This window comes from Bradyrhizobium sp. PMVTL-01 (assembly GCF_051861855.1).
Lineage (GTDB): Bacteria > Pseudomonadota > Alphaproteobacteria > Rhizobiales > Xanthobacteraceae > Bradyrhizobium.
Genome location: NZ_CP193982.1, coordinates 2,488,855 through 2,513,089 on the forward strand (window position 1 = coordinate 2,488,855; position 24,235 = coordinate 2,513,089).

Here is a 24,235-nt window from a genome sequence, read left to right on the forward strand (position 1 = left end):
CGTGAAACCACGGGGGCGCGTCGGCGGTGCGCGATAGTGTACCCGTGGGCAGCGGCGCCAAATTGAGCGGCTGACGGTTTGTTTGCTAGGACCTCAACAGTCGGTGTTGCTGATCGTGGGCCGCGAGCCTGTTGGGCGCAATCACAACACACTCCACAGTGCCAGCCTCTTCGTCGGCGGCAAGTGGGATCACGCCCTCCTTACGGGTGCGGTCAAAGATAAGTCCATCTTTGACGAAACGATCATGCGCGGCTTGGAAGGATGGTGATCGGACATTTCTTACTGACAAAACAACGTTGGAACCGGAATAGTCGAAGCCTAGCAGACGAATGGCGATGTCGTGTAACACCGAGCCGCCACCCCAGCGGCCGTTCGCTTCATTGAACAGCAACCGTCCATCTTTAGCGAAAATGGCGTCGATGTTGATCATTCCGCGATATCCCAGGTCGCGCGCTAGTGCCACAAATCGGTAGGCATGCGCCTGGGCAGACAGCCTTTGCTCATTCTCCAGGTCGCTTGGAAGCTCAAGCCCGGTCCAGATCAGAGCTCTTTCGGATCGGTCTGTGCTTTTGCGCAGATGTATGCTTCCACTATTGATAAAAGCGATTGATGCATCATCCTGGATTGCATACTCGAGATAGAACAAAGATTGGGCCAAGTGGTACGATTCCACGACAAGCGTCTTACACGAGGCTGTTGTCATCTCAGACCAAAGCGCTTCGGGATCAAACGACGGCCACGAAATCCACCGAGTATCCCTGGCTCCAGGTAGCGGATCGCTCTTATTGCTGGTCAAGATGACATTTCCGACTCCACCAGCTCCATTATCCAATTTTACAATGACCCTGCCGGTCTCGGATTTGAGGGAGGTGACGGCTTCGAATAATCCATTTGGGTCTGTCGCGACTGACCCATGAGGGAGCGGAAGTGCGACGCTGGTTGCCAATTGGCGGAAGTGGCTCTTGCGATTCAACAGATCGGGCCCGCGCTGCAAAGCGAACTCGCCACCGGTGTTCGGTATGCCTAGCATGGCCGCCAGGCGTGCAACGCCTTCGGTAGGGTAGCAGGGATACAATCGCCAGGCTGATTTCTGGCAAAGATGTCTTTTTATTCGCTCAACAACAGTCTTGGACAGCAACGTACAATCATCGAGAATCGTCGATTGGCGGCTCGCAGGTACAAGCAGGCGAAGACTCGATACATCGAAATCGAGCGTCCCGCCAATGAAGGATAGCAGATCCGCCGGAATCACTACCGGGGAGACTATCAGGTCGCCCTGCTGAGCAAACCACGCTGAACGATATGCCGAGTTTGCGGCCAGCGAAAGTTGAGCTTTTGTTAGATGGGCGCCGGACATCTGAGGCGTACCGGCATTCATGATTATGATCCGCGGCATCTCTACTCCGGGTATCTGGACGTGATCAGGATGGGATCGTCATGGCAACCATGCCGTGGTGAGGCTCTGAGAGAGCAGAGAGTTTGCGCCCGTCACCTACGATGTAGCGCTTGCTTCTTCCGAGCGGTCATCGGCGCGACCGACCAGCTGCATTCGGCTGCATCTGGATATTCCGTAAGCGCTCGCTCTATTCTTGCTATATGTGTATTTTCGTTTGAAATAATCGGGAGTTGTGTTGCCGCCGTGAAGCGGAAAAGATCCATCGGTGTCGCAGCGTTTAATGTCCCCGGCGAGGCTGGAAATCTCGGGTCGGTCTCCTCTTTGGACACCAAAGAGGCTCTCGAAGGAACGAGACGCCCGCTCGATGTGTCGATTGAGGACGACAAAACTTGGCGTTTTCCGGTCGAAATGGTTTACGGTCTTGTCGAGAGTATACGTATTGTGTCGCTCGACCTGGGTCGAGGAATCCAGTTGGCTATTCATGTGTATCAGGTCCGCACATTATGTCTGCGCCGACGTACTTCAACGATGCCCGGGTGATATGCGTCGCTTGCCCCTTGTACAGACCATGATCACAGGGTCTTGGCAGAACCCGGCTTTTGATGGCTGTCATGGGTTGCGAAGGGTGGATATCGCTCAAGGGAAATCTGCCGATCGATCACTCACTTTGCTCTGCTCTGCTGCGCTCGTGTGCATCTGTCGGTAGTGATAGGCGCACCACGAAGAGGTTTTCTTGCCGCGCCTTTGATATACAGGCTCGCCGCACATATAGGCCGCTCTCATATCTCCATCTTTGAAGCCGATGATGCAACGGCACTGGCCTTCAATATGATCAATTAACAGGACCTTCTTAAGACCGTCCGGGTCTTTCAACTTTCTGCTCCAGCATGCCAAGCAATGTCTTCGGTGCCGCGCTGGTCGCGCGGAGTCACACGCGCGGGTCATTCCTCGAAAACCTGCGCGGGCTCACCATCTGCCGCACCTTGCGCCGCCGAAATGCCTTGCCAGGTGCGGGAAAGAAGTTTGAAAGTAGCGGGTTCGGCAAACTGAGTTTTTGCGTTGCTGCGCGAGACGAGGGGCTTGCTAGCAAAGCAGCGGCACCTAGGGGTTTGGCGTAGAGTGCCGCGCCCACAAATGCTGAGCTTATAGGCTCTCTGGCGGAGCGGCCGCCGACAGCCGCATGGTTCGGATCAGAAATGCCGAACCGCTTGTGGCTAGGTGCGAGTTCTGCCGCCGCAATCGGAACTCGCTGCATAGCCCTCCCGAGCGACGGGTTATAGAGAATGAGGAGCATGATTCGGTCCGCGGATCTGACCAGCTGAGGCATTCGAAGTCCTTCACACCCAGATGGGTGCCACCCCAGAGCCTACGATTTAACGCTACGTCAGATTCAAGTCCTTTTTGGCGGTCGACGGGAAAGTGGCCAAGCTCACGTTAGCCCAAGCTAGCCCAAGCAGCCCGCCAAGGGGCCGTCGCAAGCATTTCAGCGCTGCCCTGGTTGGGGTGTAGCCCTGTGAGGCCTTTGATGAAAGATTCGACGAATGCGCCGGGCCTGTTCAACGCACGTTGGTCGCCGACATCCGAAGAAAGTTAGAGTTGCTCACGGGGCGTATGCGGGAATCGTCATCGGCGGTCAGTCTGAGAAGGGCGAGAGTCGCGGCGCTTGGCAATGTCACTTGGCCACCGCTGGGCAAGCGAGCAGATAGAAGCCCGGCTTGGCGGCATTGTCTTAGGCGTGTGCGTAAAGCACGATGTCGACCTGACAGTCTCTCCGGCATGTAGACCGAATCGCCGCGCCTAATGCGCTCTTAGGAGAACACGCCGTTTTGCCTCGAGAAGATGCTCATCCAGGATCTCGTGCAGTGCACGCCGCAGCTCTGGCGGGATCGAGCTATCTGTATCGATCAATTCCCGAAACTTCAGAATGATGTGTTCTATCGTTGCTATCGTTCCGAGTGTTTCAATCCTTTGCCAGGGCATCACCGATTATCTCCTTTGGCGCGCAACGCACGTTGCGGCGCGGGTCCTCACCTCAGTGACCTGGCCTCGGATAGCCTCTAGTAGACGAAGGGGTGGCTGTCGGGTCACGTGCTCAGCGCGAGTTGTTTTGACAAAGACTTGCGTCGGTGGCGCTCACCCAAATTCCGCAGAACTGACGCGTATTGCGGCTGCAATATTTTCGCGCGCGTAAGCTGCGTCTTGACGGCATTGATCGAGCATCAGCCAACCCGGCTCTCAGGCGTTTGAAACCGCGATCAAGCGATTCAGTCGGGCGGCTGCCGCGCCGCGATCAAGTGATTCTTGTCCAAGTGCCACGCCTTCCTGTAGGTTCGAGGCACGCCCGGCCACCACCAGTGCCGCCGCCGCGTTCAAAAGTGCGGCATCGCGAAAACGTCCTGGCAGGCCGTCAAGCACTTTTTGTAACGCAGCGGCATGAGACTCAACATCGCAGGTCTCCAACGCATCGGCGCGGTAGCGGGGGAGCCCGGCTTCTTCCGGCGTCACTTCGAACGTGCGGACTGTACCGGCCTCAACCGCAGCAACGAAGCTTGTGCCGGTAAGGGATATTTCATCGAGCCCGTCCGAGCCATGAACAACCCATACCGAATCGGCGCCCAGGTTGCTCAAGACGTACGCCAGAGGCTGCACCCATTCGGGAGTGAATACTCCGAGGATCTGCCGCTTGACCCCGGCCGGATTCGACAGAGCCTCGATCAGATTGAACATCGTGTAGGTTCCAAGCACGCCCCGGATCTGGCTGATGCGCTGCATCGCAGGATAGCCGGCTGACGCAAACATGAAGCCAATGTCGGCTTCGTGCACACAACGTGCAATCGCGTCAGGCTTGAGATCGACCTTTACGCCGAGGCGCCCCAACACGTCTGCGATGCTCGAGCGCAAGGATGCAGCGGGGCCGACATTCTTGGCGACGGGAACGCCGACCCCGGCGACGATGAAAGAAGCGCACGTCGATACGTTGAGCGAACACATAGCGGTATCGCTCGTGCCAGTGATATCGATGGGGTCGCATCGCATTTCCACCTTGGGCATTATATTTCGCATTGCGGATGCGGCGCCGGTGACTTCTTCGACTGTCTCGCCGCGGACCCTCATTCCAATCAACAAGGCACCGATTTGCGAGGGAGTTGCGTCACCCGACAGCATGCTGTCGAACGCTGACGCAGCCTCTTCACGCGTCAGAGTGGCGCCGCTGGCAACTTTGGCGATAATCGACTTGAGCGGTTCCATCGAACTTTACACGTTCCTTTGTCAAATCTGCGGCCTGACTGTTCAGCCACGCGTCTTTGCAAACCGCATGCCTTGTCGCAGCTGCCGGTCTATTCGCACGCGCTATGCCGCACTTCGCCTTGAGGCGGCCGTCAGATGAACGTGGGCATCAGTGGCGACGCTACAACCTGACGCCACGTGAGGGTCAAGCTCTCTCCATCGATGGTGCCGTCGATAGGATAGTTGCGGCTAGCCTTGGCTTCCCGGGCGCCGGCGTAACGGAGCCGCTGATCGGCTTCCCACGAATTATGAGTATATCGTGCTGAAGAGTTCAGGCCGAGCTCAGCTGGCTCTACAAAATAAATTCGCCGGGCTGCAAATGAGCCTGTGCGCGACAGCCTTCAAGAAGCGAGGACGCGTCCTTGATCCGCCCGCATGAAGAGGTGAACCGCCCGGCGACCCCTCGAGTGACGCGTTGCACGTCAAGCTGGGCGACGTCTGGAGAGGAGTCGGACCGGGTCGCAGCATCTTTATTTCGAGCCGCTGCTCTTATTGCTAATGTCCCGCCCGGAGATCACGTCGCGACATTGCTGACTGAGGCGATCTTGCTTGGCTCTGAGGCAGGCAGTGATAGCGGTGCGATCTGGTATTTGACTACTACAAAGACGGAACACGTCTTCCATGCAGGCCTCTTTCTCCTCTGCGGTCGGCGTTCGATCGCGCGCGCTGATCGGTCCGAGCATTACAGTTGTCATTGCCAGGCCGAGAGCGATGGGCCGGTAGGAGAGTCTGAGGCACGAAGCCAACTTAATTCGTTGTTTTCGATTCATAGCATTTCTTTGATTCGGTGGAGCTACTTATTGTTCTTGCTGCGCGGAGAGCATCACCTGCCAACTGTACGGAGCTCGTCATCTGTCCAGCATGACAGGGACGACACCTTTCATACCGGCAGAGCCTCACGAAAAGGGGGAAGTACTAGCGAATACGCCGACGCAGCAGATGATCTTTTTGGAGCTGCTGGTGGTTGTACGGCCGATACATGCCTTGATGTCTCGCGGCATTGCTTGGGCCTGCATGACATGACCTGAGAGACTAGGGTCTGTACCTAATTAGCGAACTCTGATTCCCTCGCAGCGGGTTGATTCCACGCGGGGGACTTCGATGCGCAAAGGACTGTTCTGGCTCAACGACAAGCAATGGGCTCTGATAGAGCCGCATCTGCCAACGAACCAGACCGGACCGGTGCGCGATGACGATCGACGCGTCATCAGCGGTATCATTCACATGCTTCAGTGCGGCGCACGCTGGCGCGATTGCCCGCCCGACTATGGTCCGTACACGACGATCTACAATCGTTTCAATCGCTGGGCCAAGCGCGGACATTGGCGGGCGATCTTTGAAGCGCTCGCCCGCTGCGGCAAAGACGGCGTGACTTTGTCCATCGACTCCACCACGATCAAAGCGCATCGCTCGGCGAGCGGCGGAAAAGGGGGGAGCATGAACAAGCGATCGGCCGCTCGCGCGGCGGGCGGACCACGAAAATCCACGCGCTGAGCGACCCTGACTGCAGACCTTGCGCATTTCATCTCACTCCAGGCCAGGACGCTGATATTGCCGCAGCGCCAGCCCTTTTGGAACTCGCGCCACCCATGTCTGCCCTCATTGGCGACAAAGGGTACGACGGCGACGGCTTTCGAGCCGAAATCGTCGATCGTGGTGCCAAGCCCGTCATTCCAAACAAATCCAACAGGGTCACTCTCCACAGCTTCAGCAAACGCGCCTACAAGGGGCGCAACGTTATCGAGCGCTGTTTCTGCCGCCTCAAGGATTTCAGGCGTGTCGCAACTCGCTACGACAAACTAGCCAGGAACTTCTTGGCTGCCGTCCATCTCGCCGCCATCGTTGCCTATTGGATCAAATGAGTCCGAGCCCTAGTCGTCGGCCGATGAGCGACGGAGGGCTCGGCACGATGCCGGCTCGAAGCGGCACAGGCCAGCTCTGGCGACGCAAAGAGATCAGGCAAACCAGATGTGCTTAGGTCGTTGTTGATGACGCATTCGGTCTTGCAGGAGCGACCATGATGACGCGCTGGGACAATGTTTGGTATCATGTTTCACCTTATTTGAAGAGGTCGGGCGGGGTTATCTCTGAGGTAGGTCTCGTCTTGCGTCTGGTTAGGGGGCACTGCGACGATAGGAGTACTGCCGTGCAGACCTCGCAACGCGCGATTTCGTCCAGCAGAGACAGGAATAGCATTCGATGAATCGCGACCAGGTCTGCATCGGGATGATGTTAGGCTCTCTATTCGGTCGTCCTGGGCGAGGGTAGGTGCTTGAGGCATTGGCAATTCTCGTGAACTGTCAGGAATCACGTGATTGTCAGAGGTGATCTCCACTTGTCCAGAACCCTACAATCTGACGCTGCGTGCGATTCAAGTCTCTTCGTGGGACCGATGGTCTTAAGATGTCGGTGCCTGTGCATTGTTCCTACAGGATCGTCTGCAACGCGTACTCAGCCGTTTCTGAACTATTAGTCTGGACTGGGGCTGACTGCTTCGGAGGCCGCCGCGAGGAGCCTGGCTCCTACGTGATGATACGGAGCGTCGGTGTCGCAATTCTTTGATCTACGAGTTGCATGCTCTCGGCATGAATTCGAAAAGCAAACTCTACCAGCCGGATCACTGGCTAGGCCGCGCGGAAGCAACACGAAAGAAAGCGGCAGGGCTCGATGACGGAAAAGCCAAAGACAGGCTGCTTAAGATCGCCTTGGAATACGACAAGCTAGCGCGGCGTGCCCTCGTGTGGCAGATGCGCAAAAATGAGGACGATACGTGGCCTGAGCAAGAGCTTTAGAGCGTCGCTACCGCACATAAAGGCCTCAGCCTGTTATACCCGCTCCAATGTCTAGGCAGACATCGCTCAGCAAGCGATTCAATCCCGCCTCACGGGCGTTGCGGGAGTTAGGGGCGAGGCGGCCCGACCGTCCTTGGCCACACGCACGTGACGGCGGAGCTGGCCGCCTGCCCAACTTTCCTTCAGGTCACCTGCTTCGTCAGCTTCTCGAAAGCGATCTTTCACATGACGGGAGTGGGGAGTACCGGTTCTCACTTGCAGTCAAGCCGTCGCGCCTAACGAGGACGCAGGGATGCCACCTGCGTACGGACGCATTGACCTGCTACTGGTCAACGTTTGGCACTTGGTCGCGGCGGCAACGGCATGTCAGTGTCGCCAATTTGAGCCATCTGGGTTATGCGTCGACCTTCCCTTTGCGGCCGCCGGAGCAGCGCATTCTATATCCAGATAGCAGCGAAGTGCGCACTGGCATCAGGCGATCCGCAGCCCTGCTGGCCGCGGCTTGAGTTAGGCCCTCGGAGCTCCCTGGCGCGGTTGCCACGCGCGAGAGTCTTTCAGAAGAACGATGTGATGACCCAGTAGATTCCAGCCCAAAGCAGCGCATTTATGAGAAGTGCGGCCAAAAGGCCCCAGTTCAACCTCTTCCGGGGTTGCAGGGAGGGACGATCGGCGCCGAAATGCTTGACCATTGCGTGCTTTGTTGCGCGCCAATGTGTCGTTTCATCGCGCTCAGCGCCGGTCAACAGAAATATGCCAAGCTTTGCATGCCTCCTATCACTCATAAGTTAGCAGTCCTCTTTCATAGCAGTATGAGAATCGATGATCGTTGCCTGGCGACCACTCGGTCGACCTCATGCATCCTCGGTACAGCGGGGTCGCGTTCTGGCAGCACAGCAAGCGACATGCCAGGAGGTAGAACTGTCGGCAGCGTTTTTGATGAGATGGGTTCTTCAAACGGAGCCGCTTCGCGACGTCGAAGTCGCGACATTCATGTCGGAAACAACACGCGCACTAGCAGCAAAGGGTGAGCGCTTCGCGAGTGACATGCCGTAGACAACGCGTTAAGAGCTGCACCTTAGTGACGCCGAAAAGATCAGGCGATATTCGCCGTTGCAGTCAATGAGATGACTATCCATTGTTCCTGACCGTTAGCTTACGACCAAGATCGCTGGCGATCCGCTGGATGTATCATTTCGAAGAAGGGGCATGCCACACGTCCGCGGCTATCTGTGCCGAGTTGGACGCCATAGAACTGAATCATTTTCACATAAATGGCGCATTAAGACTGTTCAGCCTTGGCGAGGAGGCCGCGAGATCGTACTCCTCACGAAGCAAGTCGCCCTCACATATCTGGTGCCGTTAGTGGTGTTGCCATCATCATGAGATCTAAATGTCGCCCCCAATAGGGGCACGCCATGATGAAGACCAGTTCGTTGAAGGGGAGGTGAAGCCTCAAGAGCCGCCGACTTCGTGAAGCTCGAGCGGGATGTGCGCTCTGCCGGCGATGAGCAGTGAATGCCTGGCAGCGATAGGACTGCTTCGCCGCCCAACGCGCAGATCGTGCTACCACCCATGCTCGGGCAATCAGCGGCACCGAGGCCGCAATGCACGAGAGGAATAAGAGGAGGGTGAATGACGATAGACATCTACCGCTTTTGCGGATGGTACGCCGTAGACTGATTCAGAAACGCTGGGCCGAGAATTGAGACGCTTGACTTGTTGCGCGACAACGTCATCTACGTAGAGCTTAGTGTCATCCAAGAGGCAAAGGAGCGGGCGTGCGAGCGCAGATGATAGACAAGCTGGAGGCTGGCCGTGTGCAACATGGCCAGTTCGCTACCGCTCCGGGATCAGGACCTTGCGGTGTGTTCTTTGTACAGGGGCCTTGCGGGTGTGAACTCAAGATAACTGCATTTATCCATCCTGGCTGGGAGAATGTCGCTGTTTCGACCCCGCGGCGTTGTCCAAATTGGGAGGAGATGTGCTTTGTCAAAGACCTGTTCTGGGGTGAAGAGGAGAGCGTCATGCAATTGCATCCGCCGCAATCGCGGTATGTGAATAACAGCCGATATTGCCTTCACTTGTGGAGACCCACTTATCGAGATATTCCGATGCCGTCCCCGAGCTTCGTAGGCGTCGTTGGATTAAGCCCCTCAGATGCGGCAACGTTCTTCGCGCGGATCAGCGCGATAGCATGACGGGCTGAGTTAACAAGGTTCGAGCAGAAGGTGAGTTCGAGCGGTTGCAGGAGCACAGGTTCGGCGTCCCAAAATGAGGTGTCACAAGCGGATGTATGTCAGGCTAGCTCGACTGTTGAATTGTGCGCGGCGGGCTGCTCTGAAATGCCGCTGTCAAACAGGAGCAGCTAACGACACCCTGATTCGGGGAAAATGTCTGCGCCACTGTTATAGAGGGAACGATAGATCGTAATTTGGGTCTTGGCGGGTCAAGCCAGTTTTTGCGGATCTCTGCTGAAGGTGCCTGAGCGGCAACAACAGCATCTCGGTGGCCGATGGCCGATCACGGGGCGATCCGAAGACGCGAATTGCGCACTCTTTGGAGGCGAAGTTGTGCCGGCCGAGCGGCGCAACATGAGAAGGGTGAGATCGCTCCAAAACCGACGGTCGAATTTGATTTCACGAAGGCGCTGTCCAGCGTAGCCATCATCCTGACTGCATCTACATTCCACAGGGACGCCCTTCGTCACTGCGCAACAGCGACTAGCTGGTCGACCACTGCCTCACACGTGTAGCCGCGCTCAAGCAGAGACTGTCGCGCAACCAATTTGGCGACGGCGATAGCTTCCCCAAGCTTGTTTGTTGGTCAGCTCTTCGTCAGTTTGCCGCGATATCAGCTCGCAGGAAAGATGGAAGCAGCGCGCCCCCTCTGAGGACGCGTACGCCGAAGAAGCAGGTGAACCGGCATGTATAATCGAGTCGATGGCGAATACACGCGCCGTGACCAAGCTGAAGAATTGAGTAGGCCCGCAGACAGTAGCGAATTTGCGCAAACACTCACCGAAGTCGCGCGGCGGGAGAGCCTGCCGTCAGACGAATCGGTCGACCGAATGGGGCTCTGCTTCAGCAAGCCACATACCTCAGATGCAATCGATTCTAGTCCAAGCACCTCGCGCCACAGCACATCCTCTCTGTCCTCCAGCTCGGAGCTATCCTCAGGCGCTAGTCCTGTCCGTGATCTGTTCGATTACAGGACTGCTGAATTGTCCGAAGCCAATGACAGCGGAATCTGTGTTGGATTGGTAGCGGAGTGGCTCCTTAGTCTCCCAAGCAGCTCTTCATCCCGAAGCAGCCCTTCATCTCGAATGAGGGCTCTGCTCCCGGGCACTGAAAATCACAGCTCAGCGGCAAGGCGGCAGGGGCAGTATGAACAGGTCTTCACTTTATTGAAAGAGGATGGGGCGGAAGGGTCTCACAACCTCCAGGCAAAAAGCACGATGTTACGCGACGCCGGCCTAGAACCGTCTGGTGAACAGACGGGATATAGGTTTGGTACATCTTCGCGCATTGCCAAGATCGTGAAGGAGGTCACCCAAGATGCGTCCCGCTATTGGGTCCGCTTGAATTTCGTCGGGGGTGGCGGCCACTCGATCGCGACGGCGACGTTGAATGGAACGACGACCCTCTTTGATCCTAACTATGGGGAATTTTCTGTTGCGTCAAATCGGGTCGGAGGGTTGTTCAAGAGTCTGGCGGAGCGCTACAGCAGCTCCCCGAACAACCTTGATATATCGACTGTCGTCACACAAAGGATAACGTGAGGGCTTCCGACGCCGCAACGGACTTGCCCGATGCCGCGCGGAACCTCAACGGTCGATGCGGGGACAGCCGCATCGCCGTCCATGGTGCACCCCCCACGGTTCTGACGATATTCAGTCGGTGTTCTCGACGGAAGCTCTCTGGACGTAGTGCGGAGAGGGCGAATGTTCGGCGATATAGGTTGGCCGATCACTCAATTCGGGAGCCCGCCGTCGCTCTTCAAAGCCTTAATCGCCTGCGCTTGCATTCAGGCAGGATCGGCGGCCGTTTGGCGAACCTGTTTCGTTACGCTGCGCCCGATCGCGCACTCAGGGATAAGGTCGGGACCAGGCATCCACAGTCGGCACAAAGCTCTAGTTCGTCTGCATCGGAATCGTCTTCGGCCTTGAATTCGTCAATCAAACAGCTGTTGCTGGGCAAATCCGAATGCCTCGCACCCGGCGCACAAACCCAGTCCTCGCTCGCTAGGAGCTCCGCGACAATCCGCGTCTTCTCCTCGTCGCCGCACTTGAGTCCCGGCTTCGGTGAAGGCCTCGCCCGGGATCTGACTCAGTAATCTTACAGCACTGTGTCGTTCCAAGCGCCTCACTCGAATTGTGCGCCGAGCTGGGCTAGAAAGCCAATTCTTGCCAATAATCGGAATGACATCCTGAAGCTAAGACTAGGAGCTCTCTCCGCGGCAGCGAGGCAAACGGGCTATTATGCGGACTTGGAAGACCGTCGCCTCTTTGGATCTGATCCCAGTCTCACGCCGGAAGCAGCGCGGGCGTGACTCGGCGCTGGCCAGCCTGGATGGACCAGACGTTATCTCTGCCACGCCCGCACTACTGGTTGAAGTTAGCAGAAACGTGACTCGGCGCCGAAATCCCCACGCATACTCGGGGCTAGCGCTGTCCCTACCACGCGCCGCTAACTTTAAGATCATTGTACACCGACTAGCTGTCCAAAAGCTGACGGACCCGACGGGATGCATCAGGCGTAGCGGCCTGTGCGGGTCGATGCCCTCCTGCCTTGAACGCTGCTGTCCGCCTAGCGGACGACTGGCTTAAGGGTGTAGTCGAGCTAAGCACAAGCCCATCCCTTCAATGAAACTGGCATAATGCCATGTGCCAGCGAGAAGGTGGCAGGATGCTTATCATAACTAGCCCAGCGATATTGGATCGCGCGGCTCCGCTGTATCAGCTACGGCAGAAAATGATTGTCTCTGCGACTTTGGGACTGGGCATACGATCAGCATCGACAACGAATCTACCAGCACGTCCGACGATCTTCCACTCTCGCTCAATGGCCAGGAATGGTCACAAGAAAATTGCGTCCGAGTCCAGCGGCGGGGCACATGGATAGGCCGATAGGCCCAATCCTTCGGCGACTGCCAGGGCTACAGGCCGCTTGATGCAGAAAAAACCCTGACATTATTGCCAGGGTTTCACATCTCATCGAGAACTTGAGAAGGGATCAGAAGTCCATACCGCCCATACCGGGGGCCGCCGGAATTGCTGGACCAGCCGTCGCCTTCTTCGGCAGCTCGGCAACCATCGCTTCTGTCGTGATCAGCAGCCCGGCTACCGAGGAGGCGTTCTGGACCGCGATGCGCACGACCTTGGCCGGGTCAATGATGCCTTTGGCGAGAAGGTTGCTGTACTCGCCTGTCTGCGCATCGAAGCCAAAAGAGTACTGCTCGTTATCGAGGACCTTGCCGACCACTATCGAGCCGTCTTCGCCGGCGTTGATCGCGATCTGGCGGGCCGGCCAAGACAGCGCTTTGCGCACGATCTCGACCCCGGTCTTCTGGTCGTCGTTAGTGGTAGGCAGGCCCTTGAGCTGCTCGGAGGCACGGAGCAGGGCGACGCCGCCGCCGGGGACGATGCCTTCCTCGACCGCCGCGCGGGTCGCATGCATCGCGTCATCAACGCGATCCTTGCGCTCCTTCACCTCGACCTCCGTCGCGCCGCCGACGCGGATCACCGCGACGCCGCCCGCGAGCTTGGCGAGACGCTCCTGGAGCTTTTCACGGTCGTAGTCCGAGGTGGTCTCCTCAATCTGCGCCTTGATCTGGGCCACGCGCGCCTCGATGTCGGCCTTCTTGCCGACGCCGTCGACGAACGTGGTGTTATCCTTGTCGATGGTAACCTTCTTGGCGCGACCGAGCATGTTGAGCGTGACGTTCTCGAGCTTGATGCCGAGATCTTCCGAGATCGCCTGGCCGCCGGTCAGGATCGCGATGTCCTGCAGCATGGCCTTGCGGCGATCGCCGAAGCCCGGAGCCTTGACGGCCGCGACCTTCAGGCCGCCGCGCAGGCGGTTCACGACCAGGCTCGCGAGCGCTTCACCCTCGACGTCCTCGGCGACGATGACCAGCGGCTTGCCGGTCTGCACCACGGCCTCGAGCAGCGGCAGCAGCTCGTTCAGCGAGGAGAGCTTCTTCTCGTTGATGAGGATGTAGGCGTCGTCCATCTCAACGCGCATCTTGTCGGCGTTGGTGACGAAGTAGGGCGAGATGTAGCCGCGGTCGAACTGCATGCCCTCGACGACGTTGAGTTCGGTCTCGAGCGACTTGGCTTCCTCGACCGTGATGACACCATCGTTACCGACCTGCTTCACCGCGTCGGCGAGAAACTTGCCGATCTCGGCATCGCCATTGGCCGAAATTGTACCGACCTGGGCGATCTCCTCATTCGAAGTGACCGTCTTTGAGTTCTTCTGCAGGTCAGCAACGACGGCCTCGACTGCGAGGTCGATACCGCGCTTGAGGTCCATCGGGTTCATGCCGGCGGCAACCGACTTGGCGCCTTCACGCACGATCGCGGCGGCCAGGACGGTCGCGGTGGTGGTGCCGTCGCCGGCTGCATCCGCGGCCTTCGAGGCCACCTCGCGCACCAGCTGGGCGCCCATGTTCTCGAACTTGTCGTCGAGCTCAATCTCCTTGGCGACGGTGACGCCGTCCTTGCTAATCCGAGGCGCGCCGAACGACTTGTCTAGCACGACGTTGCGGCCCTTCGGGCCGAGCGTGACCTGCACGGCATTGGCGAGAATGTCGACGCCTCGCAGCATGCGGTCTCGCGCGTCCACTCCGAACTTGACTTCTTTGGCTGACATAGAAAATTCCCTCAGTTCCTATTAGTTATCCTTTAGCGCGCCCTTTGGGCTCTCCTCAGGAGGGGCTGCTGCGAGGCCTGTGTCAGGCGGCTTTCTTCTTCGAGAACACCTGGGTGAGAACGCCCATAATGTCGCTCTCCTTCATGATTAACAGGTCTTGCCCATCGATCTTGACTTCGGTGCCGGACCACTTGCCAAACAGCACTCGGTCACCGACTTCGACGTCGATCGGAATCTGCTTGCCGCTATCATCGCGGCCGCCCGGGCCAACTGCAATGACCTCGCCCTGCGAGGGCTTTTCCTTCGCTGTGTCCGGAATGATGATGCCGCCTGCGGTCTTCTCTTCGGCGTCGATGCGCTTAACCACGACGCGGTCGTGAAGCGGTCGGAATTGCATAGAGGTCTCCTGAGCGTTTGAATAAGTTGGCGTTAGGCAGAATGTGACCAGCAGCCTGTAGCAAGAGTCAGGCCAGAAATTCGCTGAGCGATCTATCCTTCCAGTTCTGCTGAAGCATTGACAGGACTGCGAGTGTCTTTGTCCGGAAGCAAACGTGCTGAGGTGCACGGCCGCCGGGCTGTCGTGAAATTGACATTGCATTTCTTCGAAACACCCGCATCGGTCCTTGGGATACTTCAACATTGCTCCGTTGGCGTTGCACCGATCGAAAGGGCGCCGGTCGACGACGGTGTCGGGATTGCACATGATGACCTGCACCATCTAGCAGCTGGGGCTGGCCCAGCGTGAAGTCCACGAGTATTATCGATGAGCGGCTCGTCAAATCTGTGGTAGTCGTGGATGCGAAGAAGTTTGCAACGATCTCGAAAAATCGAGAGCTGTTTCTTGTAAGACGCGGCGTGCTCCAAGCGAGGTCACCATCGACTTGTAACGAATGATGGGTGTCCAGCCGCGGCGCGGCGCTCAAAGTCTATTGAGTTGAGCCTGGTTATCCTAGGACCACAGCATTTTAAAAAACTTGAACATGCTGCGAAAGCAGGATCACGCCTAGCAACGCGCGGGCCGGTGCTTTCAGGGGCTTCGTTTCCTCGCCGACGATTACGGGGAAAGGATCGCCGGGAGCTACCGTCAGCCAATCTTAGATGGTGGCCGTCAGTCGGCAGAGCACATTTTCGTACCACTCGTCATCGAGCGGAGTGGCTGTTGCACTGCACGAGGGGCACTCTGATCGGCACGCGCCAGACACCGAGGCCGCATTTTCCCAACGATAAGTTCGAGAATTGCATCGCGAGCTGTTCGACAGGCTTTGTTCTCCAAACAGCTGTCGTGGATCAAGGGGTGCTGGCGCATATATGATCTTTATACCTTGATATACGTTGTGCAGCGGCTTCTGACGTGTGATCGGCTTCGAAGTCGAAATTCATCCGATCTCCGCGCACCATGGAAGAGCAGCTGTGTCGTCCGTAGAAGTACATCAGCACATCGTCTCACTGCTTCAGAAGCCGAATCCGGTCATCCTGGATATTGGCTGCAATGATGGGACTGATACGAAAAAGTTTCTCGAGCTGTGCCCTGAACCCAGGCTCTACTGCTTTGAGCCGGACCCCCGAGCGATCGCGCGCTTCAAGAGGAAGCTCGGTCCATCTCTCGATAAGGTGAAGCTGCTTGAAATCGCCATCAGTGATCGAAACGGGACGATTGAATTCCACCCGAGCAATGCAGATGGGGATGCGAAGGATTGGGACTTGTCCGGTTCAATACGCCGCCCAAAGAACCATCTTACCGAGTATGATTGGGTCCGGTTTGATCACCCTGTCTCGGTTGAAACACGGCGGCTCGACGACTGGTGCAGCGAAGCCAACGTGGACGCAGTCGATTTCATCTGGATGGACGTTCAGGGAGCCGAAGCCGACGTTATCGCCGGCGGAATGCGGACCTTGAGCAATACGCGCTTCATCTACACCGAATATAGTGACCGCGAGCTCTACGAAGGGCAGTTAACCTTGCAAGGCATTCTCAACTTATTGCCATCATTTGAAGTGGCCGCTCACTATCCGCGCGCAGTGGAAGGTGATGTATTGCTCAAGAATACGCGTCTCTAGCAGCTACCCATCGAGCGTCTCATTAACGGAAGGCTTGACCGGCGGACTCTATGATGGTCGCAGCTGCACAACGGTGATCGTCAAGGCGAGCGGCCATCGCAGCCGGACAGCCAGCGCACAGGGCTGCCATTGGGCCGGCGTGCACGTCGGCCGCTCCATCGGGGGCGGCCAGCGCTATGGCAGTCCTCGGGCCACGCGGTCCCGAGCAGGCAGGCCGTGGTGCTGCCGCTGCGATCGAACGGGCGATGTAGCAGCGCGGCGCGCGTCTATGCTGATCCGCCAGCAGCGGCCAAGAGCCGAATTGATCCATTAATTCCGATCGGCGGTGTACAGTACGCTCCACATCAATGTCGCACGGCCGTTGCCAGCGCGCTGGCGTGCCGCATCGATGAGCGCAAGGTTGAGTACTAGGATAGTGCACAATGGTCTTCCGCACCGTGCGCCCCAAGCGGCAAGTAGGCAAGGGGTGAGAATCGAGCCACGCGCGGTCATTTGCAAAGTTCGTGAGTTGAATCGCGAGTCGTTGCGCAGACGTTCAGGTGGATCCCGCTCGGCACGTCAATGATCGGGGCAGGGCTGTAGAGGCTTATAAAGGCCCTCTATGTTTGGACAACGAACCTGGCGGTAAAGGATATGAAGTGGGATCTTTTTGAAGGGGGAGAGCCCAAAGCTGTCTTTGTTCACATTGAAACAAGGGGCCAAGTCCTCAGCGGCAGAGCACATCATGACGCTGGGCGTGGCGTATTGCCCGTACGAGACCCACTTCATGGAAAGCCCGGCTGTATTGCAGTGCCGAGCAGAGCGCGGCCAGCGCTCTGAAGCGTTCCCTCGTTTAAAGCTGCGTGCTGAGCAACCACGAAGCTGTCGCACATGGCGCGTGCTAGATTGCCGGTGGTATAGAGCGCCTCAGTACCGGCAAGACCGCTCGCAATCCTGCAGACCTCAGCGCCCTGCCGCGCGGCGTTCGTCGCGGCGAGCCGCATCAGCATCGTGGTGCTCAGATTTACTTCACCCGTGAGCGCTTGCTTCCACAGCTCCTCCGTGGCTTCGTAAAAGAAGGAACGAGCGGAACGTAGCATGGCTTCGGCTTTGGCGATCTCAAGCTGGACATAGCCGCGCTCAGCCATCACAGGCGCTCCAGTGATCGAGGCGCGGCTTCCCGCCATGGCGATCACCTCGTCGATTGCGGAACGTGCAATCCCGATGCCCACAATCGCATGCGCCTGCGCGGCGAAAGCGACGGATGGATAACTATAGATCGGCCCATCAAGTGTCGCCGGACCACCGCGGATCAAGGTCCATTCCTCTGGCACAATGACGTCGCTGACAACAACGTCGTGGCTTCCGGTGCCTTGTAGTCCGATGACGTCCCAATTGGGCCGGATTTTTACCTTCTCGGCCGGAATCACCGCCACGCGCGGGAGGTCTCCGGTCGGATCGTCTTCCACTGTGATACCAACTCCTATCAAATCTGCCCCCGGCGAGCCGCTAGCGAATGGCCACACGCCGTTCACGACAAATCCATCGGTGCATCGCTTGGCGGGCTGGAGCGGGAAAAGCGCGCCCGCCAACACGACGTCTGGCCCATTGGCGTACACTTTTCGAAGCGTGTCGTCCGGAAGAGCAGCGAGGTAGCGAGCTCCATCCCCGAAGCTGGCGACCCAACCGGCGGATCCGTCGGCCTCGGAGATGCGCTCGATCAGGCGACAAAAATCGGCTGGCGTTCGCTCCTCGCCGCCGAATCGCTTGGCGACCATAGCCCGATAGACGCCGACACGCCTGAAGCCGTCGATGATCTCTTTTGGAATTTTCTGCGCGCGGCCAAACTCATTGCGACGCTCACGGATCTCGACGAGTAGCGGCGACAGATGAGCCCAGGTCGCAGCCGCAGCGTGGGTTTCGGGAGTTATCTTTTCTGGTGGTGCGTTCATAAAACGTCCTCCATGTCTTGTGCCGATCATTACCGCACGTCATTCATACGCGCGCATGGCGAAGCCGCGTGATTTGATAGCAACGAATGCATCCCCAAAGCTGTATGGAATGCATGAGATTGCGCACGGTAACTTCTCGGCTCATCGGCGCGGAAGCCTGACCGAGATATAGCTGTTGCGGTTGGCATTGAGGCTTGCTGGCAAACCAGCCGAAGGGCGGCGACATCGATCCGTCTTTGCCGCACTGGGTATCCGGCGTCGATCGGGTGCATGCGGTGTCATGTCTTCCACGGACGTGTGTCACACTTGGGACAAGCCGGGTCAAACTAGGTTAGGAATTACCGAGTTGTGCTTGAGACGGCGCCAAGCCTGTGTCTTCTTTTCCATCTTCCCAGCAATCGACGTGCCATTAATCATGTCTGCCGTTTCTGTCTGAATCGCGCGGGGCAACTCCGGCGTGCCCTGCCAGCGCATGCCCGTGTCTTCATGTCCACTTTCAGGCGCGAATGTCATGAACTCAACTACCCGCAGGCAAAACGACAGAGGCGAACCCCGACCGCCGACCGCCTTCAATGTTTAAGGTAAACTGGGGCCCGCTCCGATCTCCCGACGCTACAAATGTCCAATTTGCTGTTCCTGCGACTGCGGGAGAGCGCTTGGTTAGAAGAGGACCTCCAGACGGCAGGTGTTCAACAACCGCACGGAGCTCAGGATGCTGTAATTTCGTTATCAAGCCAGGTTAGAGGTGATTGCAAGAGTGCCCCGCACATGCAGCGAAGATGAAGCGCTGCGGACAGGTTTCGGGGGGATTTTTCGAGAGTCGCCAGCGTTGCGACAGACCAGGCACCTCACGTTCTGAAGCTAGTGCTCTGTTTCGCACTGAGCAACTGTCTGGTTGAAGAGCCTCATTCCAGGAGCTCTCGGTCCCGAGATCATTTCCTACTGCAGACGCGGTGTGCGACGCTTAAGTCATTGTTGCTGGCCCACCGAATTCATCTAGGCGGATAGATCGAGCTCATTTGCCGAGACCCGCAGGGACTAAGAACCTGAGATCGAACTCGGCATGGAGGACGGTTAGTAGATTGTCCAACGGGCATGCGATCGCGTGGAATGTCAAGCAGAGCGTATGCGAAATCGTGCCGAAAAACAGCCGTGCCCTCAACGGCACCATCAATGTGGGCCGCATCCTTGGCGGCGAACGAGACGACCTAACAAATGATTGAAGAGCGGCTGACTTTTCGAGGTCGCGATCTGCTAAATCGCTAAGAAGGCATGTCCGGCACTGATGCGGAGGGCAGCCAGTCGTGCTGGTGGTTCTATGTGATTTTCAGCCCTGGCTTAGCTTGGTTAAGCAGGACCATGGATGGTTTGCCCGATCTGGGCTGAGAAGCTCTCGTAATCGTCGCGTGCTCTGGAGTTCAGAGGCCAATGCTTCTCATTCCGATCTGCTGGTGGAACCACCTCTGTTCGGTTGGCAACTCAATCTCGAGGCATGAATGCCGTCGGACGCGCTATGTGCGTTTCTTGATGCGGGCCGCGCGTTGCCAACATGAGTGCGTAGAACAGGAGCAGAATTACGAGGCCACGCATACCGAAGGGCTTCCCGAAGCGATGAATGTTGTGGAGCAGATGGTATCCGGCGCATGTGCTGCAGAGGATGGACCAACCCAGCTAGCGCAGAAGAGAAGGTCTGCATCAGAGGGCAGATGATTTGCCGCGGGTGTGAAGGTGCAAGCGTCAGCTCACAATATCGACCTTGCCGGTGTCGATCCGATACAGGCCGCCGACGACTTTCAATCGGTTCTGCTCGACTGCAGTGTTCAGAATCGGGCCCGTCGATTTAAGTTTGTTGACATTATCGATCACATTTTGTCGGGTTGCGTGAGCGAATGTGTCGCCGGCTTGCTGTAGAGATCCTTTCACTGCAGGAGCAAGTGCGGTGACCAGGGATGAAATGTGCCCCGGCGGCGGCTTATCTTGATGGAGAGACTTGATCGTGGCGTCGATCGCACCGCAATGATCGTGGCCGAGTACAAGAATCAGCGGCGTGTTCAGTACTGCGACCGCATATTCCATACTGGCGAGCGTATCGTCATTAGCGAAGTTTCCGGCGATGCGGCAGACAAACAGATCACCTAGTCCGCTGTCGAAGACAAGCTCGGGCGCCACGCGAGAGTCGGCGCAGCTCAGAACCGCCGCATATGGATTTTGGCCCTCAACTAAGACCGGACGCTCGCGCCTGAAATCGTCGACTCGTGATGCGCCCTGGACAAAACGATCATTCCCCCTCAGCAGCCGGTTTAGGGCAGCATCTGGCGCCAGCAGGTTGTCCGGCTTGGGCGGGCCTTTTGCTTCCTTCGCATCGACAATGCTATTGCCGAGCCGCAGGGAAACTGCCAAAGCAGCGAACACCAACAGCGACCGGCGCGAACGCGCGATCTTGGTTAAATGGTGCATGTCTGGAGAATAGGCTGCATGCATGTGTCGCCTCATCGCACGGCCTTACGCCACCCGGTGGCTTTGGCTTCCGCTTCGCTACAGAGCCAGCGTTCGCCGCGTTTCTTCGTCATGTCGATTTGGTCGTAACTGGGTTGCCCTGGCAGGTGATAAAAGCGCTCGCCGCGGCGCTCGAGAGTGCCTTTTATCAGGCACTCGGGGGACGGCGGTTCCGATAGCAGATCGGATCCGACAAGGACTTCCTGAGCGTCGATCGGAACCAACGTCGCGCCGACGATAATCGTGCCCCTATTGCGGCGAGGCCAGTCCCAGGGCGCGATGAACGCCCCCGACCACAGCCCCGCATGGGCTGTGCTCGCCACCAACTCATAGACAGCGTAGGTATGGCGAGATGCACCAGCCGATAGTGCCCAGCCCGAGCGTACCATCCAGGCGTTCACATTCTCGCCTTCGATGAAGCAGCTGCCGTGGGCTCCCCTGTACTCAACGGTTCTTTGGGTATGACAATCCCAGGTTCGCCCATTCGAATGCTTGATGAGCTCGTCGCGAGCAGCTACGCCGCAGGCCCATCTCCGGCCCTGGGCGTCGAGGCAGACCTGGTCCGTCTCAGGAGCTTCGATGCCCGAGAGCCGAACGTTGGTGTGCTCGATCTCGATAGTATTGCCGTCGAGGATGCGCGGAACACCGCTGACTGTCGCGGCGCAGACCGGAGATGTGATGAGAGCGAGCAATGCGCATATGATTCCGCGGTGCTTCATCCCGAGCCTTTCGCTCCTGTCCATGTTCACGCACGATACGGTGCCGTCGACTGCCCGAACGAATTATATCCGCTATCCGGCTGGCATTTTCGACGTGCTTTATGAGAGCTTCGCGAAGCTACGACCTGACGCTGCGTAAGGTTCAAGAGATTTCTTCCGCAGTGCGCGCGGCGGTATTCGAGCATCGACGGCTCTCTCACTGGGAGCGCCCTGTACCCTCTCGACCTGAGGAGAAGATCCGCATCGGGCCCCGCCGAACTCGCGGTGATAGACAAACCCGAGCGTCGGAATGTTGTCTTTGCAAAATTGCCGACTATGAAGCCTCGACGCTCGCGGTGCAGTCAGGCGTGGAGGAGCAACCTTGCTGTGGTTGTTGTTGACAGGAAAAAGATGTTCAAGAAGGTTCTGGTCTGAATCGCTCTGACGGATTTACAAAGAGACGCAATGAAGTTCAGTAAAACGTTCGCCGCGCACATGAACCTTTCTTGTTTGAACAAACCGCACAAATTAGGTGCCTTCTTACGCCCGACCAGATGAACGCTGATGGCAATCGCATTGGAGCTTTTGGCTCGTCCGCGCTGCACGATATTCGTTAAGCGCTCCCTCCCAAACGATTAAGGACGGAATCATTTATGACTGAGGCCGCGCGACGGGCGGCCGCTCGTTGGTAGGGACGTTCCTCGCGATCTCAACGTGCATACCCAGGAGCGCTGCATTAGCATGCGTTTGCTCCAGCAATTGTAAAGGCTGTCGACATTGAGCCGCGGCTTTGGCGTCGACGCGCCGGAGAAGGGGAGGCGGCCCACGTGTTCGGACAATCGCGAGTACCATCCTGATGCAATTCAGTGCGAGGCTTGAGTCTACATTACGCGTTGCGCATCACCGCACTCGATGCGGATAGCTTCTGTGCGGTTGCCGACTTAGGCTGCGCATCATACTTAAGCACCTCGCTGCACGATTGGAATGACATGGTCGCGGCCGGTCGGGAAGTACCGGTCTTTTGTTGCGCGCTTGAAGTGGATGGACGGCTCAGAGCCGAATTCGCAATCAGAGACGGTGCCAGGACAGGCGGAGCAGAACTAAAGACGCGCTTTTCCCATGCTTCGAATCCGGATCGATGCGTGCAGACGAATGAGTGCGAGGGAAGCTAGGGCCCGAGCCAGTCTGGTGCTCGACGTTCTCGGTACGGCCCCGGAGCTTCCCGCCCTGCGCACTCGGAAATGGGCAGGCGCTCATCGTGCATGCCGGGGTCGCTACCGCTGCCCCGTTCGCGGTAACTTCCTCGTCGCTTTTCGTCTCAGAGAAAGGGCAGCCGGACAGTTGCGGAGCCCTAAACAACAGAGCGGGTATGTCTTGCAGTTGGGTCCGACGCGCCCGGCCATGGACGGGCTGCGGCGCGATGTCGCGCTGCACGACGGTTTACTAAGGCCTTCGCTCTTCTAAGTCTTCCTCTTCCTTTGGCTCGATGCGTTGAAACCAGGAGCCAGGAGGAAATTTCGCGATGCGCTTGGCAAAGGAGGATTGTGGCTCCCAATCATGTCCTTCAGTCTTCTCGAATGAGATGACCCCATTGTACGTAAAATAACGTGGTCCTTGGATACTACAGTTCACCACGAGCAGAACGCGCCATATATCACCCTTCTCGGTCGGCTTGTCGTTCCGCTTCGGTAGGTAGTCCACTCCAACAGGATCGACGATAGTGCAGCGGCCGTGCCGCAGAAGATCGCCAAGCCGGCCTTGCGGCGTAGTCACAAAGTTGAAGTTGGTCGGATCATGCAGAAAGTTAAGATTAGCGCCCGGTTCGGCATGTGCGACTTCAGTGGCGATCAACGAGAGCGCCAGGGCGCGCCAGCCCAACTCGATCGGCTTCGCATACGTTGAGGCGAGTTCCATCGTACCGTCGGGCGCGACTTTCCAGGCGATAACGGACTGTTCGTCTGATTTGTTGTCCCGATGCCTGGTCCACGAAACGAAAACAAAGTCGTTTTGGCCAAGTTCAACAACGCCCCACATTTGAGGGACGAACTGGGCCACCATCGAAACATTGGAGATGATTTGTTCTATCGTCTCACCATCTTGCGATCGCCAAGTTGACTTGAGTCGTTCGACAAGGGGGCTGTCGTTGGCGCGAATACTGTTGCTCATGGCAGCCGGCCAGGCGAGGCAGATTAGAAATCCGGCCAGGCAAAGCCATGGCGCTGGTCTTCCAGACATTCTCTTCATAAAGCTCAGCCTATCAGGTCTCATCCAGACATCTTTCAAAGCGGGTGACCTTGAACCTGCTATGAGCGAGCGTAAGAAATGTCCCGAGATGTGAGGGGGCACCCCGCTACTCCCGCGCCAGCAGGCGCTCCCCTCTACGTCACGCGCCGCTGACTTCCCTCGCGAGCGACAGCGTCAATTGGCTGAGCTGGACATGCCCAGCAGGAGGAGACTGGGCATGCCGAGGGCTTGCATTCTTCGTGCCAGGCAATAGGCGCAAATTTTCACGGATTTAGTGTCCCACTTGTCGACTTTCCGACCTGCGCCCGTTTCGATGTTTTCATTCAGTGTATCCGCCGCAGCTGTCGTTTCCCTGTGCTGCGCTGGATAGTTAGCGCAAGAGGTGAACGCCTCGATGCCAAGTGCCTGATGACAATCGGCAGTGCGTTTGCCGCCATTTAAACCGAGCGGTTCGCTATCG

At 57.6% G+C, this 24,235-nt stretch carries 15 protein-coding genes and 1 pseudogene; 5 read left to right on the forward strand and 11 right to left on the reverse strand.

What is annotated here, in order from left to right; all coding sequences use genetic code 11:
* Window positions 1–85: 85 nt before the first annotated feature.
* From ACRQ5Q_RS11225 to trpD, 4 genes are all read right to left on the reverse strand, one after another.
* Window positions 86–1,378 carry a peptide ligase PGM1-related protein gene (locus ACRQ5Q_RS11225; protein WP_439397746.1) on the reverse strand — a complete coding sequence of 431 codons (1,293 nt, stop codon included), beginning with the start codon at window positions 1,376–1,378 and terminating at the stop codon, window positions 86–88.
* Window positions 1,379–1,492: 114 nt separating this feature from the next.
* Window positions 1,493–1,879 (reverse strand): hypothetical protein, encoded by a 387-nt coding sequence (locus ACRQ5Q_RS11230; protein ID WP_439397748.1) that lies wholly within the window; start codon window positions 1,877–1,879, stop codon window positions 1,493–1,495.
* A 153-nt stretch (window positions 1,880–2,032) separates the two neighbouring features.
* Window positions 2,033–2,269 (reverse strand): hypothetical protein, encoded by a 237-nt coding sequence (locus ACRQ5Q_RS11235; RefSeq protein WP_439397750.1) that lies wholly within the window; start codon window positions 2,267–2,269, stop codon window positions 2,033–2,035.
* Between the two features lie 1,362 nt (window positions 2,270–3,631).
* Window positions 3,632–4,645, reverse strand: coding sequence for an anthranilate phosphoribosyltransferase (trpD, locus tag ACRQ5Q_RS11240; protein WP_439397751.1), 1,014 nt, complete (start codon window positions 4,643–4,645; stop codon window positions 3,632–3,634).
* A 1,140-nt stretch (window positions 4,646–5,785) separates the two neighbouring features.
* Here trpD and ACRQ5Q_RS11245 point away from each other — a divergent pair.
* The 4 genes and pseudogenes from ACRQ5Q_RS11245 (at window position 5,786) to ACRQ5Q_RS11260 (ending at window position 11,254) form a co-directional block, all read left to right on the forward strand.
* A pseudogene (locus tag ACRQ5Q_RS11245) lies at window positions 5,786–6,546 on the forward strand (IS5 family transposase).
* 696 nt (window positions 6,547–7,242) lie between these two features.
* Entirely contained in the window at window positions 7,243–7,476 is a 234-nt protein-coding gene (locus ACRQ5Q_RS11250) for a hypothetical protein (protein WP_128948446.1), read from the forward strand.
* Window positions 7,477–9,455: 1,979 nt separating this feature from the next.
* Window positions 9,456–9,674: a DUF7694 domain-containing protein gene (locus ACRQ5Q_RS11255; protein WP_439399780.1), complete on the forward strand. Its 219-nt coding sequence runs from the start codon at window positions 9,456–9,458 to the stop codon at window positions 9,672–9,674.
* A gap of 869 nt (window positions 9,675–10,543) precedes the next feature.
* Window positions 10,544–11,254 (forward strand): YopT-type cysteine protease domain-containing protein, encoded by a 711-nt coding sequence (locus ACRQ5Q_RS11260; protein ID WP_439399782.1) that lies wholly within the window; start codon window positions 10,544–10,546, stop codon window positions 11,252–11,254.
* Window positions 11,255–12,707: 1,453 nt separating this feature from the next.
* On the opposite strand, the gene groL is transcribed toward ACRQ5Q_RS11260, so the two are convergent.
* Both groL and groES read right to left on the reverse strand, forming a co-directional pair.
* On the reverse strand, window positions 12,708–14,348 hold the full coding sequence (gene groL, locus ACRQ5Q_RS11265; protein WP_439397753.1) for a chaperonin GroEL: 1,641 nt from the start codon (window positions 14,346–14,348) through the stop codon (window positions 12,708–12,710).
* A gap of 82 nt (window positions 14,349–14,430) precedes the next feature.
* On the reverse strand, window positions 14,431–14,745 hold the full coding sequence (gene groES, locus ACRQ5Q_RS11270) for a co-chaperone GroES (RefSeq protein ID WP_439397755.1): 315 nt from the start codon (window positions 14,743–14,745) through the stop codon (window positions 14,431–14,433).
* A 1,013-nt stretch (window positions 14,746–15,758) separates the two neighbouring features.
* On the opposite strand from groES, the gene ACRQ5Q_RS11275 reads away from it, so the two are divergent.
* On the forward strand, window positions 15,759–16,406 hold the full coding sequence (locus tag ACRQ5Q_RS11275) for an FkbM family methyltransferase (RefSeq protein ID WP_439399784.1): 648 nt from the start codon (window positions 15,759–15,761) through the stop codon (window positions 16,404–16,406).
* A gap of 764 nt (window positions 16,407–17,170) precedes the next feature.
* On the opposite strand, the gene ACRQ5Q_RS11280 is transcribed toward ACRQ5Q_RS11275, so the two are convergent.
* From ACRQ5Q_RS11280 to ACRQ5Q_RS11300, 5 genes are all read right to left on the reverse strand, one after another.
* Window positions 17,171–18,337 (reverse strand): flavin-dependent monooxygenase, encoded by a 1,167-nt coding sequence (locus tag ACRQ5Q_RS11280; RefSeq protein ID WP_439397757.1) that lies wholly within the window; start codon window positions 18,335–18,337, stop codon window positions 17,171–17,173.
* A gap of 321 nt (window positions 18,338–18,658) precedes the next feature.
* Entirely contained in the window at window positions 18,659–18,850 is a 192-nt protein-coding gene (locus ACRQ5Q_RS11285; RefSeq protein ID WP_439397759.1) for a hypothetical protein, read from the reverse strand.
* Between the two features lie 1,224 nt (window positions 18,851–20,074).
* Window positions 20,075–20,818: a carbonic anhydrase gene (locus tag ACRQ5Q_RS11290; RefSeq protein WP_439397760.1), complete on the reverse strand. Its 744-nt coding sequence runs from the start codon at window positions 20,816–20,818 to the stop codon at window positions 20,075–20,077.
* An 8-nt stretch (window positions 20,819–20,826) separates the two neighbouring features.
* Entirely contained in the window at window positions 20,827–21,552 is a 726-nt protein-coding gene (locus tag ACRQ5Q_RS11295) for a thermonuclease family protein (RefSeq protein ID WP_439397762.1), read from the reverse strand.
* Between the two features lie 1,422 nt (window positions 21,553–22,974).
* Window positions 22,975–23,697, reverse strand: coding sequence for a nodulate formation efficiency C protein (locus tag ACRQ5Q_RS11300; protein WP_439397764.1), 723 nt, complete (start codon window positions 23,695–23,697; stop codon window positions 22,975–22,977).
* Between the last annotated feature and the right edge of the window lie 538 nt (window positions 23,698–24,235).

Bases quoted from the DNA above. Each gene is read 5' to 3' on its own strand.
- ACRQ5Q_RS11225 (WP_439397746.1), bottom strand. From the start codon at position 1,378: ATGAATGCCGGTACGCCTCAGATGTCCGGCGCCCATCTAACAAAAGCT.
- ACRQ5Q_RS11230 (WP_439397748.1), bottom strand. From the start codon at position 1,879: ATGAATAGCCAACTGGATTCCTCGACCCAGGTCGAGCGACACAATACG.
- trpD (WP_439397751.1), bottom strand. From the start codon at position 4,645: ATGGAACCGCTCAAGTCGATTATCGCCAAAGTTGCCAGCGGCGCCACT.
- ACRQ5Q_RS11255 (WP_439399780.1), top strand. From the start codon at position 9,456: ATGTGCTTTGTCAAAGACCTGTTCTGGGGTGAAGAGGAGAGCGTCATG.
- ACRQ5Q_RS11260 (WP_439399782.1), top strand. From the start codon at position 10,544: ATGGGGCTCTGCTTCAGCAAGCCACATACCTCAGATGCAATCGATTCT.
- groL (WP_439397753.1), bottom strand. From the start codon at position 14,348: ATGTCAGCCAAAGAAGTCAAGTTCGGAGTGGACGCGCGAGACCGCATG.
- groES (WP_439397755.1), bottom strand. From the start codon at position 14,745: ATGCAATTCCGACCGCTTCACGACCGCGTCGTGGTTAAGCGCATCGAC.
- ACRQ5Q_RS11280 (WP_439397757.1), bottom strand. From the start codon at position 18,337: ATGAACGCACCACCAGAAAAGATAACTCCCGAAACCCACGCTGCGGCT.
- ACRQ5Q_RS11285 (WP_439397759.1), bottom strand. From the start codon at position 18,850: ATGACATTCGCGCCTGAAAGTGGACATGAAGACACGGGCATGCGCTGG.
- ACRQ5Q_RS11290 (WP_439397760.1), bottom strand. From the start codon at position 20,818: ATGCATGCAGCCTATTCTCCAGACATGCACCATTTAACCAAGATCGCG.
- ACRQ5Q_RS11295 (WP_439397762.1), bottom strand. From the start codon at position 21,552: ATGAAGCACCGCGGAATCATATGCGCATTGCTCGCTCTCATCACATCT.
- ACRQ5Q_RS11300 (WP_439397764.1), bottom strand. From the start codon at position 23,697: ATGAGCAACAGTATTCGCGCCAACGACAGCCCCCTTGTCGAACGACTC.